The following is a 13,450-nucleotide window of genomic DNA, read 5'->3' on the forward strand; positions in this document are numbered from 1 at the left end:
TGGGCATCACGAGCAATGTTTCCGCGGGCGTCCACCCGCTTTCCCTTACCGGTAAAGGATAGCTGAGTTGACCGGATTTGCATCCATTTTGCGCCGGCGGTTCTGGTATTTCAGCGCTGCCGGCGCTGAAAGGCCCGCACGGCCGCTTCGTCAGCCAGTTTCTGCTCTCGCAGGTCCTGCTCTCGCTGCTCCTGCTGCCGACAGCTTTCGATGTACTTCTCCATGCCGCGCCGTCGCTCCCAGGCCTCCTGCCACGCTTTCTTGCGCGCCTCGAACACCTTTTCGGCCTGTTCCAGCTGCTTCTGCTGCTGGCGAATCACCTGGTCTAGCTGGGCAATGAAGGCCTGCCAGGCCTGCAGACGGGTCACCTGAACCACGCCCTGCTGACTGTTACGGATCTGGTCACGGTATTCCTGCTGGTAACGATGCAGGTTCTCAACCTGTTCACGCTGTTGCTCAACCTGCTTCCTGGCTTCTCCCATGCGCTCCAGGGCTTCCTGCTCCTTTCGCTCCTCAAGGGTCAGAACCACTTCCAGACGACGGGACCGAAGCATCAGGCCTCACCTCCGCCGCCGGTACCCGAGGGATTTGGCACAGCCGACCGGCGCCGCTCGGGCGACCGGCGTTCTGGCACCACCGCGAGTAACTGTTCGATACTCTCGCCCAGGGGCGCGCTCTCGTTCAGCCCCTGCTGCAGGAACTGGCGCATGTTGCCAATGTGGGTGATGGCGAAATCGGTTTCCGGATCCGAGCCCTTCACGTAGGCCCCCACGGAAATCAGGTCCCGGGCCTGTTGATACCGGGAGTACACCTGCTTGAAACGCTGGGCGCGCGAAAAATGCTCGGTTTCGGTAACCTGGGGCATCACCCGGCTGATGGAGGCCTCCACGTCGATGGCCGGATAGTGTCCTTCCTCTGCCAGGCGCCTGGACAGCACGATGTGGCCGTCGAGAATCGCCCTTGTGGCGTCCGCAATCGGATCCTGCTGGTCATCACCCTCGGTGAGAACCGTGTAGAAAGCGGTGATCGAGCCACCACCGGGGCGGCCGTTACCGGTACGTTCAACCAGCTGCGGCAACTTGGCAAACACCGAGGGCGGATAGCCTTTGGTCGCGGGTGGCTCGCCAACCGCCAGCGCAATTTCCCGCTGGGCCTGGGCATAACGGGTCAGGGAGTCCATCAGCAACAGCACCCGCTTGCCCTGGTCCCGGTAATACTCGGCAATCCGTGTGGTCAGCATGGCAGCCCGCAGACGCATCAGCGGTGAGTCGTCGGCCGGCGCCGCCACCACCACAGAACGCGCCAGGCCCTCGTCGCCGAGGATATCCTCGATGAATTCCTTGACCTCACGACCCCGCTCGCCAATCAGGCCCACCACCGTGATGTCGGCATCGGTGAAGCGTGTCATCATGCCCAGGAGCATACTCTTACCCACACCACTGCCGGCGAACAGGCCAAGACGCTGCCCCTGCCCTACGGTCATCAGCGCGTTGATGGCGCGAATGCCGACGTCCATGGACTGGCGTACAGGCGCACGGTTGAGCGGGTTAATGATATCGCCGGTCAAGGACACCCGGGCCTCGGCCTGAAGCGGGCCCTTGCCATCAAGCGGCTCGCCGCTGCCGTCCACCACCCGGCCAAGCAGCTGCGGGCCCACCGGCACGCGGCTCGCTGCCGACAGAGGCACCACCCGGGCACCGGGCCGGAGCCCTTCAATGGCCGTCAACGGCATCAGGTAGACCTTGTCGTCCTCAAAGCCCACCACCTCTGCTTCCACGTTGCCTGCGCTTTGGCCAAAAATGACACAGCGGTCGCCCACCACCATGGGGCAACCCACGCATTCGAGGGTCAGACCAACCATGCGGGTCAGGCGGCCGGATAATTCGGGTTCGGGTCCGGTGCCAAGATAATCCTGAAACCGGCTCAGGCGTTCAGCGAGAGTCGAGGTCATCGTCGTCTCCGGGGGCGTCCTGCTCAGTGGAATCCAGAACGTCGCGATGGAAACCGGTCAGGTCCTCCATCAGGGAGTCGAGTTCTTCGGTTTCACCGCCTTCACTGCCTTCCATCTGCTGATCCAGCATGCCCTGAACCGCACGCTGGAATCGCTTCTCAACCGTGAAGTCCACGAGGCTGTGGCGGGTTTCTACCTGGCAGCCACCCGGCAGAATACTGCTGTCTTCGACCACGGCGGCCGACGCATCCAGGCGCCCGGCGACCTCTCGCACCAGTTCAACATCGTCGGGGTGGACACGGATGCGGATATTATCGGCAGTGGACGGCAGGGATTCCATGGCCCGGCGAACCACCTGCTGGATCTGGGAGGAATCCAGGGTGAGCTCGCGGTAAACCACGGCTCTTGCCAGCACCGTGGTCAGGTTGACCAGTGCGGTCTCGAGCTCATCTTCGTGGCGCTTGATTGGCAGCAGCAGCTCCCCAAGCAGGTGTTCCAGGCGATCCAGCTTGGTGTCAATTTCCTTGCGGGCATCGTCGTAGCCCTGGCCCTTGCCCTGCTCTCGACCCTCCGTAAGACCGGAGTCCAGCCCCTCTTTGTGACCCGACTCCCGGCCCTCAGCAAACCCGGCCTCATAGCCCTGTTCGCGGCCTTCGTTGTAACCGTCCTCGCGGGCGGCTCTGCGAATTTCCTCGATGTCCGCCGCCGTCAACGGTTTGACATCACGCTCTTCCTCGCGGGGCACTTCGTTTCCCCGCTCATCAAGCAACGGCAGCTCCCAGCGCTCATAGGCTGTCAGCTGCTCCTTGGGAATGCGGTTGCGGTCGCGGGTGGAATCTTTCATTACATCATTTCTTCACCGGCACCACCGAGGGAGATCTCTCCGGCCTCGGCCATGCGTCGGGCGATGGTGATGATGTCCTTCTGGGCCGCTTCCACTTCGCTGACCTTGACCGGCCCCTTGGCCTCAAGGTCATCCTGCAGTAATTCCGCGGCACGCTTGGACATGTTCTTGAAGATCTTCTCCTGCACTTCGTCGTCGGCACCCTTCAGGGCCACCACCAGGACTTCCGAGGACACTTCGCGCAGCAGCGCCTGAATACCGCGGTCGTCCACCTCCTTGAGGTTGTCGAACACGAACATCAGGTCCTCGATGGTGCTGGCCAGGTCCGGATCCATGTCTTTGATGGAGTCCATCAGGCTGCCCTCAATGCTGCGATCCATGAAGTTCATGATGTCCGCAGCCCGCTTGACACCCCCGATCCGACTGGTCTGGGAGGCTGCGCCACCGGAGAACTGCTTCTCGAGGATATCGTTGAGCTCCTGCAGGGCCTGGGGCTGGATGCTCTGCAACGAGGCTACCCGCATCATGACATCAAGACGCACCTTGTCATCCAGAGTGGCGAGGATTTCCGCGGCCTGGTCCGGGTCAAGGTAGGAAATTACGATCGCCTGAATCTGCGGGTGCTCATAGCGGATAATGTCGCCAACAGCGCGGGGTTCCATCCACTTGAGGGTGTCGAGGCCGGTGGTGTTGCCACCGATGAGAATCCGGTCAATCAGGCTGGCGGCCTTGTCATCGCCCAGGGCCTGGGTGAGCATGGCGCGGATGTATTCATCGTTACCCACGCCCAGACCAGTCTGGCCGCCAACGGCGTCCACGAACTGGTTCAATACGAAGGTCACGTCGTCCTTGCTGACGTCCTTCATCTGGGCCATGGCAACGCCTACCCGCTGAACCTCCTTCGGCCCCATGTGCTTGAGCACTTCGGCGGCGTCGGCCTCACCCAGAGACATCAGCAGGATGGCGGCCTGTTCAACCCGGGGAATCTTCCGCTGGGGTTTCTGCGGGGTACCGGCCCCCTGCTGGTTGGCTTGTTCAGTCATCGACGTTCACCCACTGGCGCATCACCTGGGCAACCCTCGCCGGGTCTTCCGCGATCAGCCCTTTCAGTGCATTCAGTTGTCTATCATAACTGTCCGTAGCGCCCGGCAAAAGCAGGTCATCCTGGGACGACATGGCCTTGCGCAACTCGTCGCCACCCTCAATCTCGTCCAGCCCGCCATAGCCGCTGTCGGAGGTATCCAGACCGCGCTCTCTCTGACCGCCACCGGACAGGCTCTTGAGCGTCGGGCGCAGCAGGCCAAGCACCAGCACCAGAATCACCAGTCCCGCCAGCACCTGCTTCATCAGGTCCCAGAACCAGGGTTGTTCCCAGAAGCCGGGCGCTTCGAATTCCACAGTCTCCTCAGGCGCAAAGGCAGTGTTCATAACGGTCACACTGTCTCCGCGGGCAGCGGAATAGCCCACGGCGTCACGCACCAGCATACTCAGGCGCTGCAGTTCCTGCTCCGGCCAGGGTTGATAGCTGACCTCGCCGGTCTGTGGATCCACCACTTTCATGTCATCCACGGCCAGGGCAACCGTTACCCGCTTGATCCGACCAAGTTCCTGGCGCACGTAGCTGACAGTGCGGTCCATTTCATAGTTGCGGGTGGACTCCCTGCGCACGTTTACCGGCTGCGCTGCGGCGCCTTCCTCACCGTCGGCACCGGCGGCCTGCTCGGGCACGGTGGCGTCGGCCGGCGGCTGGTTGGACAGTGCACCCGGAATACCACCCTGTGCGCCGGTCGCCCGCTGCTCGGTAAGCTCCCGCTCGCTACGCACCGCTTGCTGTTCCGGGTTGAACAGTTCCTCTGCCTGCTCAACGGATGAGAAATCCAGATCCGCCGAGACCTCGGCGCGATAGCGACCATCGCCAACGATCGGCGCAATCAGGGACGCCACACGGCGGGTCAATCGCTCCTCGACCTTGGCGGTGTATTCGTACTGGTCCTGCATACGGTCGGCCTCACCCTTGCTTTCCATGCCGGTGAGCAGGTTGCCGTTCTGGTCGACAACGGTCACCTGGTCCTTGGTCATCATGGGCACGCTGCCCGCCACCAGGTTGACGATCGCACTGATCTGCTCCTGTTCCGGGCGACGGCCGGCAAACACTTCCAGAAATACCGAGGCGGAAGGATCACGGGCGTCACGCACGAATACCGAGCGCTCGGGAATGGCCAGGTGCACCCGGGCGTTGCGCACACCGCGCATACTTGCAATGGTGCGGGCCAGCTCACCCTCAAGACCGCGGCGGTAGCTGATGGTTTCCATAAACTGGGAGGTACCCAGGCCGCGCTCCTGGTCCAGCAGCTCATAGCCCATGGTTTTCTGGTCCGTTACGCCTTCGGCGGCCAGCTTCAGGCGGGCATTGTAAACCTGTTCGGAAGGCACCAGCAGCGCGCCGGTACGAGGATCCATCTTATAGTCAATGCCGTTGCTGTCGAGAATGCTGGTGACATCCTGGGGGTTATAGGAGGAAAGGTCGCCCACCACAGGCTGGTAATTGGGTTCCTGGGCCCAAAGCACAACAGCGAGACCAAGCGCGACGCTGGCGGCAAGCCCCACCATCAGGCCGATCTGACGCAGGAGGTTCAGGCGGTTGAAGCCCAGGAACAGGTCGCTCCGGCTCTCCGGCGCGTCGCCCTCACGGGCCGCGGGCACGTTGGAGGCATTGGTTTCTGCAGGTACGCTGGCCATCACTCTGCTCCGTTATCAGATCGGCATGTTCATAATGTCTTCGTAGGCCCGAACCACCCGGTTACGAACCTGGGTCAGTGCCTCGAAGGAAACAGAGGATTTCTGGGCGGCAATCATCACCCGGGTAATATCCACGTTGGGATCGCCCATGTCGTAGGCGGTGCGAAGATCGCTGGCGGTCTTCTGAAGATCGTTCACGTTGTTGACTGCCTTACCCAGCATATCGCTGAAACTCGGGGTTTCCTGCGTTTCCTGGGTCTGGCGCGGGCCGTCAATCCGGCCACGAACCGATTGATCCTGTTCGACTCGCTGGTTCTGCATCATCTGTGAACGCAGGGACCGGATATCGGACAAAACGCTGTTGATGTCGGCACGCTGAACCATATCTTACTCCTGGCTCTGCCCCCGGGAAGGGCAGCTTTGCTCTGGGAATTCTCAACCGAGACTCTGTTGAGCAAGCCTAAGCAATCGGCAGGCCAATACCTTTTTATTGCTATTTATCAGCATCTTAAGCCCGAAATTTTCGACTCACCAAGAGCCAATGACGGAGTTTTGACAGGGCTTTCCGGGGACCGGACATATCGGGGGCGTCCGGTAAAAAAACGGCACCCCGAAGGGTGCCAATGAAGGAGTTCTTTTGCAGGGGGTCAAGCCATGGACATCTCGGCGTCCAGATCGATACCGGCGTCTCGCATCTGGGCCAGTTTGTAGCGAAGCGTCCGGGGGCTTATGCCCAGTTGCTCCGCGGCCCGGTTACGGCGCCCACGCTCCTTGCGTAACGTCTGGATAATAATACGGAACTCTTGTTGCCTCAGATCATCTCCCAGCGATACCGCCTCGGAGGCCGACCCATGCGCCTCGCCCGGGAAAACGCCTTCGGACCGGTTGTCCGCGACGGCGTCGCCCGACTCAGTTGTTGACTCCGGTCTGGACACCAGTTGCGGTGTCGGCGCCGGTGCGTGCCCATCCTGCCGACCGGTAATGCCCAGTTCCAGGCAGAGATCGCCGGCATGAATAACGTTGCCCTGATGCAGCACCAGCGCCCGCTGTATGGCGTTGTCCAGCTCCCGCACGTTGCCCGGCCAGCGGTGGTTCATCAAGGCCGAGCGGGCATCCTGAGCAAAGCTGATGCCTGTGAGTTTCATCTTGCGGGCGTGCTGCTTGAGCAGAGAGGTTGCCAGCGGCATGATGTCCAGTGGACGCTCCCGCAACGGCTGCCAATGCATTGGGAACACCGTCAGGCGGTAATACAGATCTTCGCGGAATTTGCCCTCGCGCACGTAATCCGCCAGATCCCGGTTCGTGGTCGCCACAACCCGCACATCCAGGCTGATGGTCTTGCGACCACCCACCCGCTCGACTTCCCGCTCCTGCAGCACCCGCAGCAGCTTGGACTGGAGTCCCAGGTCCATTTCCGATATCTCGTCCAGCAGAATCGTGCCGCCGTTGGCCTGCTCAAACTTGCCCGGAGACGAAGACACCGCTCCGGTAAAGGCGCCTTTTTCGTGGCCAAAGAGGATGGCCTCCAGCATGTTCTCAGGTATTGCTGCGCAGTTAATGGCTACGAACGGCTGATCGGCCCGGGGGGACTGCTGGTGGATATACCGTGCCAGCACTTCCTTACCGGTACCGCTTTCGCCGGAAATCATCACCGTCGAATCGCTGGCAGCCACCTTTGCCGCCAACTGGAACATTCGCTTGCTGATCGGATCTTCTGCCACCGGCTCATCACCAGCCTTCCGGGTTCCGCCACCCACTACCTTGCTGACGGCATCGACCAGGAACCGGGGCTCGAAGGGCTTGACCAGATAATCGATCGCTCCCGCCTGCATGGCCGATACCGCGTCGCTGATCTGGCCATAGGCGGTAATCAGCATCATCGGCAGGCCCGGGTACAGGCGCTGCACCTCTGCCAGCAACTCGTGCCCGGACAACCCGGGCATGTTGACATCGCTCACCACCATGTCCACCGGCGACTCGGCCAGTCGGGCCAGCGCTTCACTGGCGTTGGACGCCTCGCGAACGCGGAATTTTGCCAACTCAAGGGTCGTCACCAGCGCTTCCCGCAGGTCACGATCATCCTCAACGATGAGTATCTGGGCCTTGGCCATGGGTACCTCCGATCAATCTCTGTTGCGCAGTAACGGTAAACGCAGGGTGGCAACAGCGCCCCCCTGCTCTGGCGATTCGATGGAAAAACGGCCCTGGTGGGCCTTGATCACGGCCTGCACAACCGCAAGACCGAGACCGGTTCCGTGGGACTTGGTGGTGTAAAAGGCTTCCATAAGGCGGTCGGAGTCCTCCGGCGCAAAGCCCGGGCCATTATCGATGACCCGGACCACCAGTTCACCGGCATCCACCAGGGTTTGCAGTGACACCCGGGTAGCACCCGCCTCCAGACTGTTATTGACCAGATTGGTACACGCGCCGACGAGCGCGTCACGGTTGCACATCAAACGGCAATCACCGCTCAGCGCGTTGTCCAGGCTCACGGAGGCTCCAGCGGCCGGTCGCAGCCCTTCCACCGCCGACGCCAACGCATGAACCAAGCGATCCGCAGACAGCTCTTCCGCCAGCCGGGTCTCGCCGCGGGCGAAAATCAGCATGTCCCTTACCTGTTGCTCCAGATGGGTCAATCGCGACATCAGACGTGAGGCACAGCGCTGGCGCATCTCCTCATCCAGGTCTTCTTCGCTCAGGTGACCGCCATAGAGAATGGCGGCTGACAGCGGGGTACGAATCTGGTGGGCCAGAGAGGCCACCATCTTGCCCATCGCCGAGAGACGCTGGGCATGAGCCAGCTGTGCCTGGAGATGACGGGTTTCTGTCAGATCGGTCAGCAGGATCAACTGGCCGGGCTGGTTCTCCATGGTCCGGATCTCGATACTGACCCGGCGACCGTCTTTCAGGGACACCTCGTGACCATCGTCGCGCCGGGGCGCAAAGCAGCGATGGATCACGTCAATCCAGCGAGCGCCGTCGAGCGGCTCTCCGAGCAGGGCGATGGCCGCCGGATTGGTCTGGGTTACCACCCCCTGGCTGTCCAGAACCACCACACCGGCCGGCAGGGCCTTGAGCAGGGTCGAGAGCCGGTCGGCCAGCTGTTCCTTTTCTTCCAGCTCTTGCTGGCGCTGCCGGGATTCCTGATTGAGCTCGCCGGAGAGCTGGTTTACCCGGGATTCCAGGGTGCGGTAGGAGTCGGTGATCTGGCGGGACATCCGGTTGAACAGTTCCAGGGCGGAATCGACCGCCTCGTCGTCCTGTTGAGGGAACAACGCGGTGACCTTGTCGTTCACATCCGCCGCGGCATTGGCCTGCTGCTCACCAACCTGCTCGCCAACGCGGGACTGCAAAAGAAACTGTGCCTGACTCATAACCTGACTCCCCGATCGGCCCTGGTTCAGCGGACCCTGTGTTCGGATACTTCGTTTGCAGGTTAATAAGCCAGCACCGTGCCAACTTGGTTTTTTCTTTATATTTCAGAAGGAAAGGAAAAGAGAGAGGTCATTATTGACGGTTTTACGTCGGTATGAAGGTGGCGCGACGCCAGGATTTACGATCCTTTGACGCCGCTCCAATGTCACCCAGGGCTATCTAAAAGAGCTCAAGGCTGTTCGGATTCCTCTTCACGGAGTCCGTACTTCCGGACCTTCTCCACCAGGGTGGTCCGGCGGATACGCAGCTTCTCGGCGGCCCTTGCGACCACACCACCCGCCTCGTCCAGCGCCTGCTGGATCAGCTGTTTTTCCAGATTGGAGAGATAGTCCTTGAGATCGATGCCATTGACCGGCAGCAAGGCCGGCGCATCGAGCCCCACCAGCCCGGGAATTCCGGAGGGCATGCCGGTGTCCTCCACGGGGCGGTTCTCATCGTAGTCATCCACATAGCGAAACTTTTTCGGCAGTTCCTGGACTCCGATCACGCCATACGGATGCATAATGGCCAGCCGCTCCACCAGGTTGGCCAGTTCGCGAACGTTGCCCGGCCAGTCGTGCCGACACAGGCTCATGATGGCCGCCGAATTCATCCTCAGTGAGCCGCGTTTTTCCTTTTCCATCCGGGAGATCAGCTCGTTGATCAACAGGGGAATGTCTTCCACACGATCCCGCAACGCCGGCATTTCAATCGGAAACACATTAAGCCGGTAGTAAAGGTCTTCACGGAAATCACCGGCGCCGATCATGTCCTCGAGATTTTTGTGGGTGGCCGCAATAACCCGTACGTCAGCCGACTGGGTACGGTTACTGCCAACCCGCTCGAAGGTGCGCTCCTGCAGAACCCGCAGGATCTTGACCTGCATGTTGAGTGGCATATCACCGATTTCGTCAAGAAACAGGGTGCCTCCCTCGGCCAGCTCGAACCGGCCAACCCGTGCGGTAATTGCACCGGTAAACGCACCTTTTTCGTGGCCGAACAGCTCGCTCTCCAGCAATTCGGCAGGAATAGCACCGCAGTTGACCGGAACAAACGGCTTGTCGCGGCGGGAGGAGTGATAGTGCAGGTTCCGGGCAACCACCTCTTTGCCGGTACCGGATTCGCCGGTGATCAGCACGCTGACGTCTTTGTCCGCCACCTGCTCCATCAACTGGCGAACTTGCTGAACTTTTCGGCTGGTCCCGACAAGACTGCGAAACAATTGCAAACCACGCTGCTGCCCGCGCTCCCGGGAGCGGCTGAACTGGTCCCGGTAGATCTGGGCGCGGTAGAGGGAATCCACAAATTTGGTGTAGTTCAGTGGCCATTCCATGCGGGAGATGATCCGGGATCCCATCTCTTCAGGCAGACCCTTGAGGCTTGGGTCACCTGTAACCAGCAGCGGAATACCTTCGGCGGCCCGGCAAACCAGTGAGATGTTCTCCAGGGCACCGGCGTCCTCGCCGTTCACCACGGCCACTGAAATATCCGCCAGACTGTCGTCGTCACCACTGCCCAAAAGCGCTCTGGCTTCGTCGCCTGCGAGAATCTGCTCCTCACCAATGAACTCAAGAATGGTGACCAGGTCCCGACGTCTTGACTCGTCCTCGCTCAGCACCAGCACTTTGTTATTTTTAGACATTAAAACCAAACTCTTGGGGGATTTGTGCGGTATTTAAGACTGTAAGACCGGCCGAGTCAATTTTATGACGCTATTTTGACGGGTTAGACGAAACCTTCTGGTAGGCCCGTGCGGCGCTGCGATTGCGGTTGACGCCTTTGAGTCCGTCCTCGGCCTCCTGACGCGCCGCACGGGCCGACTGATCGGCCGCGTCAATAAACTGCTGCAGTTCCTCGAGCCGGAGTCTCACCGGCTCGGCTTCAATCTCTCCCGCCTCCAGGCAGGCCATCAGTGGCGCCACCGCAGGCTTAACCTGTTCATTGAGACGGGCCATGGCATCCCAGTCCTGATCCGCGAGCGCCCGGCCCAGTTTCGCCATCAGTTCATCGAGTCGCGCCAGATGCGCTTGTGGGTCTGCCATGCCTTTCTCCCGGAGTATCAGCGGCGGGCGGCTCGACGGGCCGCTGAAGCGGTGAACTCATTGCCACGGTAACCCGGCTTGAAGTTGTACGCCGGAAATCCGTTGTCCAGTCCGTCGATGTAGTAACGCCCAGCCTTGAGGTCGTAGGTCATCTCCATGGTAGTCCAGAACACCGGCTCACTGTAATAGCTGATGTTATGAGCCTCGGACACCCGCCAGAGGTTCCCCTGCTCATCGTACTCTTCAGACGCCAGAATCTGCCAGCTGTCCTCATCAATATAGAACACCCTACGGTCGTAGATGTGGCTGATCCCGGTGCGGCGCTTGGCTTCAACCACCCACACCCGATGCAACTCATAGCGGGTCAGTTCCTGATTGATGTGACCCGCGCCAATCACGTCTTCGGCGCGGACTTTCGGGTTGTGCAGCCGGTAGGCGTTGTAAGGCACGTAGACCTCGCGCTTGCCTTTGAGCTCCCAGTCGTACTGGTTCGGCGCCCCGTTGTACATGTCCTTCTGGTCAACCGAGCGCAGGGAGGACGAATTGGGCAGGTCGGTCTCATAGGCCAGGTTGGGTGACCGGCGGAGTCGCCGGGATCCGGAATCGTAACGCCAAGCGAGGCGGGGCGAACGCACCTGATCCAGAGTTTCGTGCACCAGGGTGATGGTGCCCGCGAGGGCGGATGGCGATACCGTATCGGTTTTCAGGTAAAAGATCTTGTTGTCGATCTCGGCCAGTTCGGCGCCTTTCTGGCTGTACGCGAAGAAATAGTCGTAATCATTCACGACCGGATTGAAAGAACCGTCGACCTGCGGGGTTGCCGAGGCACTGCGCAGAGAGATGGCCTCACCACGATAACGCAGGATATGGTTCCAGATTGCTTCCAGTCCGTTGGATGGAATCGGGAACGGGCTGGTCATAATGGTGTCGCGCACCCCATTACCGTTGTCCAGCAGTTCGGCTGTGACAGCGTTTTCCCGGAATTTGTCATAGACATGCTCGGGAAACGCGGCACTGCGGCGAGTCTGATACACCGGCATGAAAAACTCGGGCCCGTACCTCTCGAGCATGGCGATGTGGCCGTCTGTGAGCTTGTCCCGGTACAGGTCGAGGTTGCCAGCCGTGATCACGAACAGGGCATCGTCTTCCGGGTAGGGATCCACTTCCACCTGCCCCGGGCGCCAGGCCTTTGGAGGTGTCGCAAGTCCTCCGGTCCATTCAGGAATGGTACCTGCGTCATTGCCGGCCCGCTCGGCTCCGACCGGGGTAAGGTCTCCGCCCAGTCGTTCGGCTTCAGCGGCTGCCACTTTCGACAGGACTTGCCCTGAAAAACCCATACAAAATACTGCAACACCCGCTAGAACGTGACTCCGCATCCCTCTGGCCTCCAGAAATTCATGCTGTTGGTTCGCTGCGACCGCTGTTCCCGACGCACGCTGGTGGCCCTTTTTGCCAAATTCAAACGCCCGTTTCAAGTGATCGTTTGTATTTTATTGTGAAACACGCAACTCGCGTGCCCCCATCGTGGCAGCGCTCATGCAGAATTCAGGGCAAGGGCGAAATCTGCCGACAAAAATGGTATACTGCCGGGTCAACTTTTCCGGAGTTCATCCGCGTCTGATCGCGCAGGTATCCCATGGCCTCTCAATGGCATTCACTCGTTTCTCAAAAACTGTTTCTGGCCGGCACCTTGCTTCGGCAGATTGAACGCGCAGCTGAGGCTGGCGCCGGCGCTGCCGGCACGGAACAGGCCCTGCAGCGCGAGGCGGCTCTACAAGGCGCCATCGAGCTAATGCTCAGGGGCCGCCAACTTCTGTTGGTGATGATTGCCAGGTTGTATCAGGACAAATCAGGACAACCAGATACGCTCGGAGCGTTAGGCACATTGATCGGGAAGGAGTCCAGCGAGGTCATACGCTTGCGGGAGCTGGAGCAAACCGCCGGAAGCTGGTGGAACCACCTGGATCAGCTGGAAACGTCGCAGGGGCGGCCGCCGGCCACGCGGAAAACGGTCAGTGCCGAAAACATCATTGCCATCTCCGCCGAGACTGGCCCTGATCGCTCAGTATCGGCACTGCTCGAAACCCTCGCCGCTATCAAACAGTTCGCCAATGAGCTGGAAGAGCAACATAGCGAGTGGTAGAGCCAGACCTGCCCCGGATACCACGAATTCAACAACGTAAAGGCTTAATGAATGTCACCGTCGTTTTTTGAAATTGTTCAACTCAGCAATGGCGATTACGCGCTGCGCCGCATTGACGATGAGAGTGCGCCGCTGGTGAAGATCTCTTTCTCTGCGGAAGCCCGCGAAATGATGGAAGATCGGGATATGTCGGTTGCCAAGGCCATGATCGCCGCTGGCATTGAGGCGGTTGGCAACGTCACCCACGATATTGACTGGGAGGATGATGAGCTGGATGCCGTGGAAGACGCCCAGCCTTCCTACACCCTCCACTAAGG

Annotated in this window: 13 protein-coding genes; 2 read left to right on the forward strand and 11 right to left on the reverse strand. The window is 60.4% G+C overall.

All coding sequences use genetic code 11. From position 1 onward, the window contains the following. Window positions 1-110 precede the first annotated feature (110 nt). From fliJ to AC0J1C_RS11500, 11 genes are all read right to left on the reverse strand, one after another. Window positions 111-554 carry a flagellar export protein FliJ gene (gene fliJ, locus AC0J1C_RS11450; RefSeq protein WP_375192756.1) on the reverse strand — a complete coding sequence of 148 codons (444 nt, stop codon included), beginning with the start codon at window positions 552-554 and terminating at the stop codon, window positions 111-113. Next, window positions 554-1,951, reverse strand: coding sequence for a flagellar protein export ATPase FliI (gene fliI / locus AC0J1C_RS11455; RefSeq protein WP_473043995.1), 1,398 nt, complete (start codon window positions 1,949-1,951; stop codon window positions 554-556). The genes fliJ and fliI overlap by 1 nt, the downstream gene beginning before the upstream one ends. Beyond that, window positions 1,932-2,795: a flagellar assembly protein FliH gene (locus AC0J1C_RS11460; protein ID WP_473043996.1), complete on the reverse strand. Its 864-nt coding sequence runs from the start codon at window positions 2,793-2,795 to the stop codon at window positions 1,932-1,934. The genes fliI and AC0J1C_RS11460 overlap by 20 nt, the downstream gene beginning before the upstream one ends. Next, entirely contained in the window at window positions 2,795-3,838 is a 1,044-nt protein-coding gene (gene fliG / locus AC0J1C_RS11465; protein WP_375192753.1) for a flagellar motor switch protein FliG, read from the reverse strand. The genes AC0J1C_RS11460 and fliG overlap by 1 nt, the downstream gene beginning before the upstream one ends. Then, window positions 3,831-5,534 carry a flagellar basal-body MS-ring/collar protein FliF gene (gene fliF, locus AC0J1C_RS11470; RefSeq protein WP_473043997.1) on the reverse strand — a complete coding sequence of 568 codons (1,704 nt, stop codon included), beginning with the start codon at window positions 5,532-5,534 and terminating at the stop codon, window positions 3,831-3,833. Before fliF ends, fliG begins: the two co-directional genes overlap by 8 nt. A 15-nt stretch (window positions 5,535-5,549) precedes the next feature. Beyond that, a complete protein-coding gene (gene fliE / locus AC0J1C_RS11475) occupies window positions 5,550-5,918 on the reverse strand; it encodes a flagellar hook-basal body complex protein FliE (RefSeq protein WP_473043998.1) in 369 nt (122 codons plus the stop codon). A gap of 263 nt (window positions 5,919-6,181) precedes the next feature. After that, entirely contained in the window at window positions 6,182-7,645 is a 1,464-nt protein-coding gene (locus AC0J1C_RS11480) for a sigma-54-dependent transcriptional regulator (protein WP_375191758.1), read from the reverse strand. Window positions 7,646-7,657: 12 nt separating this feature from the next. After that, window positions 7,658-8,908, reverse strand: a complete 1,251-nt coding sequence (locus AC0J1C_RS11485) for a PAS domain-containing sensor histidine kinase (protein WP_375191757.1) — start codon at window positions 8,906-8,908, stop codon at window positions 7,658-7,660. A 230-nt stretch (window positions 8,909-9,138) separates the two neighbouring features. Continuing rightward, a complete protein-coding gene (locus AC0J1C_RS11490) occupies window positions 9,139-10,590 on the reverse strand; it encodes a sigma-54 dependent transcriptional regulator (RefSeq protein WP_473044000.1) in 1,452 nt (483 codons plus the stop codon). A gap of 70 nt (window positions 10,591-10,660) precedes the next feature. Then, window positions 10,661-10,990 (reverse strand): SOS cell division inhibitor, encoded by a 330-nt coding sequence (locus AC0J1C_RS11495; protein ID WP_473044001.1) that lies wholly within the window; start codon window positions 10,988-10,990, stop codon window positions 10,661-10,663. Window positions 10,991-11,007: 17 nt separating this feature from the next. Next, on the reverse strand, window positions 11,008-12,366 hold the full coding sequence (locus tag AC0J1C_RS11500; RefSeq protein WP_473044002.1) for a DUF1329 domain-containing protein: 1,359 nt from the start codon (window positions 12,364-12,366) through the stop codon (window positions 11,008-11,010). A gap of 260 nt (window positions 12,367-12,626) precedes the next feature. On the opposite strand from AC0J1C_RS11500, the gene AC0J1C_RS11505 reads away from it, so the two are divergent. Continuing rightward, window positions 12,627-13,133 carry a DUF6586 family protein gene (locus tag AC0J1C_RS11505; protein WP_473044003.1) on the forward strand — a complete coding sequence of 169 codons (507 nt, stop codon included), beginning with the start codon at window positions 12,627-12,629 and terminating at the stop codon, window positions 13,131-13,133. Window positions 13,134-13,184: 51 nt separating this feature from the next. Continuing rightward, entirely contained in the window at window positions 13,185-13,448 is a 264-nt protein-coding gene (locus AC0J1C_RS11510) for a hypothetical protein (RefSeq protein ID WP_375191753.1), read from the forward strand. Window positions 13,449-13,450: the final 2 nt, after the last annotated feature.

The organism is Marinobacter sp. E2, from assembly GCF_055755345.1.

Coding starts and splice junctions, on each gene's coding strand:
- AC0J1C_RS11460 (WP_473043996.1), bottom strand. CDS start 2,795: ATGAAAGATTCCACCCGCGACCGCAACCGCATTCCCAAGGAGCAGCTG.
- AC0J1C_RS11490 (WP_473044000.1), bottom strand. CDS start 10,590: ATGTCTAAAAATAACAAAGTGCTGGTGCTGAGCGAGGACGAGTCAAGA.
- AC0J1C_RS11510 (WP_375191753.1), top strand. CDS start 13,185: ATGTCACCGTCGTTTTTTGAAATTGTTCAACTCAGCAATGGCGATTAC.
- AC0J1C_RS11480 (WP_375191758.1), bottom strand. CDS start 7,645: ATGGCCAAGGCCCAGATACTCATCGTTGAGGATGATCGTGACCTGCGG.
- AC0J1C_RS11505 (WP_473044003.1), top strand. CDS start 12,627: ATGGCCTCTCAATGGCATTCACTCGTTTCTCAAAAACTGTTTCTGGCC.
- fliG (WP_375192753.1), bottom strand. CDS start 3,838: ATGACTGAACAAGCCAACCAGCAGGGGGCCGGTACCCCGCAGAAACCC.
- fliI (WP_473043995.1), bottom strand. CDS start 1,951: ATGACCTCGACTCTCGCTGAACGCCTGAGCCGGTTTCAGGATTATCTT.
- AC0J1C_RS11495 (WP_473044001.1), bottom strand. CDS start 10,990: ATGGCAGACCCACAAGCGCATCTGGCGCGACTCGATGAACTGATGGCG.
- fliF (WP_473043997.1), bottom strand. CDS start 5,534: ATGGCCAGCGTACCTGCAGAAACCAATGCCTCCAACGTGCCCGCGGCC.
- fliJ (WP_375192756.1), bottom strand. CDS start 554: ATGCTTCGGTCCCGTCGTCTGGAAGTGGTTCTGACCCTTGAGGAGCGA.
- AC0J1C_RS11500 (WP_473044002.1), bottom strand. CDS start 12,366: ATGCGGAGTCACGTTCTAGCGGGTGTTGCAGTATTTTGTATGGGTTTT.
- fliE (WP_473043998.1), bottom strand. CDS start 5,918: ATGGTTCAGCGTGCCGACATCAACAGCGTTTTGTCCGATATCCGGTCC.
- AC0J1C_RS11485 (WP_375191757.1), bottom strand. CDS start 8,908: ATGAGTCAGGCACAGTTTCTTTTGCAGTCCCGCGTTGGCGAGCAGGTT.